Genomic DNA, 3,868 nt, shown 5'->3' with positions numbered 1-3,868 from the left:
GCCCACGTCGATCGGATCTGTGCCTTGCGGTCCTACTCTCCCCACTGTCGCGTTCAGCACTACGGATCCTTGGCGGAACCGTGCCGGTGAACGATCCCCATACGGAACATCCGGGCAGAACGAGCGGGCGCTAGGGTCGCGTCCGTGGAAGCAGCGAATCTCATCGTGCAACTCGGTCTTCTTGTCGGCACCCTTGGGGCCACTGCAGTGACGTGGATTCAAGCGATCATCGCCGTACGAGCGAATCGAGCTGCGGGCGCAGCGCAGGAGAAGGCCGAGGAGGCCGCTAGACGTGCAGTTTCAGCCGCTGAGCGATCGGCTGCCGCTGAGGAACGGGCTGCAGCAGCCGCGGAAGAGCGAGCTGCCATTGAACGTGCACGTGAAGCTCGTCGCCAACCGTTTGAAATACAGAAGGACAAGGACGGCGTCTGGCACCTCTGGAATCGCCTAGAGGAGATCGTGACCGTCACCGACTTGGATGGAAGCGAGAACGGGGAACAGTACGTCCAGGCCTACCGAGGGCTTCCTGACCACCTGAAGCCTGGTCAAGCGCTGACGTTCAGCTTCGGAGGCGGTTTGACCGATCCCGCCTCGGTCGGCTTCACGGCGACCTACCGGCTCATGAGCGCTTCTGGGCAAGACGATCAAACGTGGCACACGACGCTCACGTAGGCCGAACAAGTGACAGCTGTTCGAGAGCGACGTCGGTGGCTCTCCCCAGCAGGAGGAGGCGACCGTCGTTCTGGGGAAACCGGCGACGGCCGTTCGCGCTCGACTGTCGAGGGCACGGAGGGTGCTGCGCGACCAGCTCACGGAAAGCGGCGACGTCGAGTAGGGCTGGCCTGACGAGCGCGAACCGCGAGACGACCCCCATACGGGACGCTACCCGCCGCTTCAACAGCGCACAGGATCAGCCAGCCGCCGTCGCGAGTCGAAACGTCTCAGGGCGGGGGCCACCCCAGTGAGCGGCCGATCACTACTTCGATGCATCACCGCTCAATGTGTCGCCCTAGTGGTACGAAGTGTATTACTGTGCAGATACACCTAGGGGGTAACCACATGTTTCTGCTTCAGCTCATGCAGTTCGGTCCGGCAGCTGCTGGGCTTCTTCTTGCGGCTGGAGCCCACTGGCTGACTCGCCGCTACGGCGTGGCGCTTCCCGCGCGCGTCAGGGCATCAACCGCTGTTGGCATGATCCTCACAGTGATTGCAGCCGTCGTTTTCTCGGCTTGGTGGGTGTACCCCTGGTGGGTTCCGGCGATGGTCGACTGGTTGGTCTACGTCCAGCTGTCACGCTTCCTGATCCCACTCGTTCTGACCGTCGTCCCTCTCGCCTTCCTCGCAATTCCCGCACGGTCAGAGAAGAGAGTCGGCACTGCCGAGCTCGCCCCGCGAACGGTGATGACCTTCACCTCGCGGGGGCGGCTGATCGGCACCGCGATCGTGACGCTGCTCGCAGTCGTCGTGGCGATCGTCGCGGGGGCCGCATCGACGACCGATGAAGCCGGCCGACACGTGATGTTCGAACTGCCGATCTCGGAGAACACCACCGCCAGCACCACGATCTATGGCTGGTGGTACTCCCTGCCGTGTCTTGCGGTTCTCCTCCTCCTCCTGCTGCTGACAGCGCTCGTCCTGCGAGGAATCTCGCTCCCGCCACTCTCAGCAGATCGCGTCGCTGACAGCGCTCAACGCGCTACACGAACACGCAATGTTCTCGCGGCGCTGAGTGGTGGACTTCTCCTGCATCTGGGGGTCGTCCTCGTGTCGCTTTACGGGACATCGACCATGAGGACGGAACTCAGCGCAGGTGCTTCCGGGCAAGTGCAGTTCGGAACCTCATTTGCTGCGCTGGGCTCGTTTTTTCAGGTCAGCGGCTACGCCTGCTTCGTGCTCGCATTCGCCTTCTGGGGGAGTGTCCTCCTCTCCACTCTTGCTGCGAGCAGCCGTCGCCTCGCCACGTCCTCGGCACGATGATCATCACGCTCACTGAGACCGGCGCTCCCTTCACCGATCAGATTCAGGACCAGATCCGAGGATTGATCGCGACCGGCGTCCTCGCCGCCGATCAACGACTCCCCTCGGTACGGCAACTGGCTGCCGACCTCGGCGTTGCTCCTGGCACAGTCGCCAAGGCTTACAAAGCGCTCGAGGGCGAGAAAATACTCGTCACGCGGACCGGAAGCGGAACACGGGTTAGCGACTCCGTCTCCGCAACACCACGAGCCGTGCTCACCGCAGCTCACCGACTCGTGGCCGAAAGCAAGCACGAAGGTCTCAGTCGCTCCGAAACGATGCGCGTACTGGGCGCCATCTGGCCTGACTGACCGCGCACGAAACCCCGGCATGCGCTCGCTGATCCACGAGCGGAAGCGAGACCATGCGACCGAACTGCACGAGCTGGTGGCGACGCTCGCGCCGACGTCGATCAGGTGCTCCGCGAGGCCGAGAAGATCACCTGACTCGCCAGAGCAGCTGGCGGCGCTGCACAGGTTCCCAGTAGCCCCGTAACGCCCGAAGGACGATCCCTCTGCGGAACAGTTCGGCGGCGCTCGCGTCGATTGTGCAGGCGACCTTGAGCATCTGAATGTTCACGGTCGTCTGCACGAGTGCCGGGGTGGCGCGACGCGTTGTGCAGGCGTCTGCGAATGGCGACAGGCACTCGGTGTCGCTTCTGCGTGTACCGGTGAGCGATCCCCATACGGAACGATCACTGCTGCGGCCACGACAGCTCATCCGGGGGCGAGCAACCATCATGGTCCTGTGACTGGATTCACGAAGCAATCATCACTCAGACGGGCGTACAGGTCGATGATGCAGCGCCCGCTGCCCGAGGTTGACGGTGACCAATGGTTGGAGGTTCGGGAGACGCTGCTTCGAATCCTGACTGAGGAAGACCTGATGGGTCTCGGGCCTGGGACGGAGGCAGGGGCACCCTCCGATGAGTATTTTCCTGAGGCCGTCGATCTCACTCGGATTTTCTTCATCGACCACATCATCACTCCGAAACATCTCGAGGTCTGCTGGTACCACTGGTTCGGCGTCTTACTCAGCTCCGACCTGACAATCCGCCTCGCTCGACGCGCAACCGCGGAGGCTCTCGCGAGAATCCGGTGAGCGGCTCTCGGGTCGCCCTGCTCTCCGCTGACCCATCCCCTACCAACATCCCTTAATCTCCCGGCGGGAGTTCCGGTAGGGAATCCCCTTACGGAACGGTTCAGTGGCGCACGGGTCGCGTGTGCAGGGGACCTTGAACATCTCAATGCTCACGGTCGTCTGCACGAGTGGCGCGGTAGCGCGAAGAGTCGTGCAGGCGACCGCGAGGAACGACACGCTCGGTGTCGCGTCTGCGTGTACCGGTGAACGATCCCCATACGGGACGGCCTCGAGCACCCCGATAGTTACAGTGGGCGCGTGAAAGCAGAGCTGCACGATCCGCGCGACCAAACCTTGCAGGTCGACGGTCCGACGTACCGCGTCCACTTCTGGTCCGAAGACGGCACGTCGAACCAAGAGTGGGAGCTTTCAGAAACCGACCTCGACGAGGTGCTGGCCTGGATCCCGAAGCGAGCTCTCGGCCGGCCCCATAGCCTCTGGGTAGTTACCCGCGGCGACCAGGACGTCTGCCTCATCCGTCTTCGCGGCATCGACCTAGACGCGGCCGAGAGTTACTGGCCAAGCTGGGCGGCACGCACCTACTCAGCCGAACCCAAGTGAAGCGCTGAGCGGACGTCTAGTCGAGTGGCGCGTGACGGTCTGCGACCGATCTAACCGTTCGCACGAGTTGTGGATCCTCGCCTCGGGCGAGTCCGGCGTACTCGAGGCGCAGCGAGCCGTCCTCGGCCGGGGTGGCCTTGATCCAGACTCG

5 protein-coding genes are annotated in these 3,868 nt (G+C 63.4%); all 5 read left to right on the top strand.

Features of this window, described 5'->3' with window-relative positions; genetic code table 11:
* Positions 1-144 precede the first annotated feature (144 nt).
* The 5 genes from C5D66_RS16615 to C5D66_RS16595 all read left to right on the top strand — a co-directional run bounded on the left by C5D66_RS16615 (position 145) and on the right by C5D66_RS16595 (position 3,717).
* Positions 145-672 carry a hypothetical protein gene (locus tag C5D66_RS16615; RefSeq protein ID WP_104255879.1) on the top strand — a complete coding sequence of 176 codons (528 nt, stop codon included), beginning with the start codon at positions 145-147 and terminating at the stop codon, positions 670-672.
* Positions 673-1,059: 387 nt separating this feature from the next.
* On the top strand, positions 1,060-1,977 hold the full coding sequence (locus C5D66_RS16610; protein WP_146079304.1) for a hypothetical protein: 918 nt from the start codon (positions 1,060-1,062) through the stop codon (positions 1,975-1,977).
* Positions 1,974-2,327 carry a GntR family transcriptional regulator gene (locus tag C5D66_RS16605; RefSeq protein WP_104255881.1) on the top strand — a complete coding sequence of 118 codons (354 nt, stop codon included), beginning with the start codon at positions 1,974-1,976 and terminating at the stop codon, positions 2,325-2,327. Before C5D66_RS16610 ends, C5D66_RS16605 begins: the two co-directional genes overlap by 4 nt.
* Positions 2,328-2,763: 436 nt before the next feature.
* Complete coding sequence (locus C5D66_RS16600; protein WP_146079303.1) at positions 2,764-3,117, top strand: hypothetical protein; 354 nt, start codon at positions 2,764-2,766, stop codon at positions 3,115-3,117.
* Positions 3,118-3,414: 297 nt separating this feature from the next.
* Entirely contained in the window at positions 3,415-3,717 is a 303-nt protein-coding gene (locus C5D66_RS16595; protein ID WP_104248266.1) for a hypothetical protein, read from the top strand.
* Positions 3,718-3,868: the final 151 nt, after the last annotated feature.

Source organism: Rathayibacter sp. AY1B4, from assembly GCF_002932815.1.
In the GTDB taxonomy this organism is placed as follows: Bacteria; Actinomycetota; Actinomycetes; order Actinomycetales; family Microbacteriaceae; genus Rathayibacter.
This window is presented reverse-complemented; position numbering and strand designations above follow the sequence as displayed.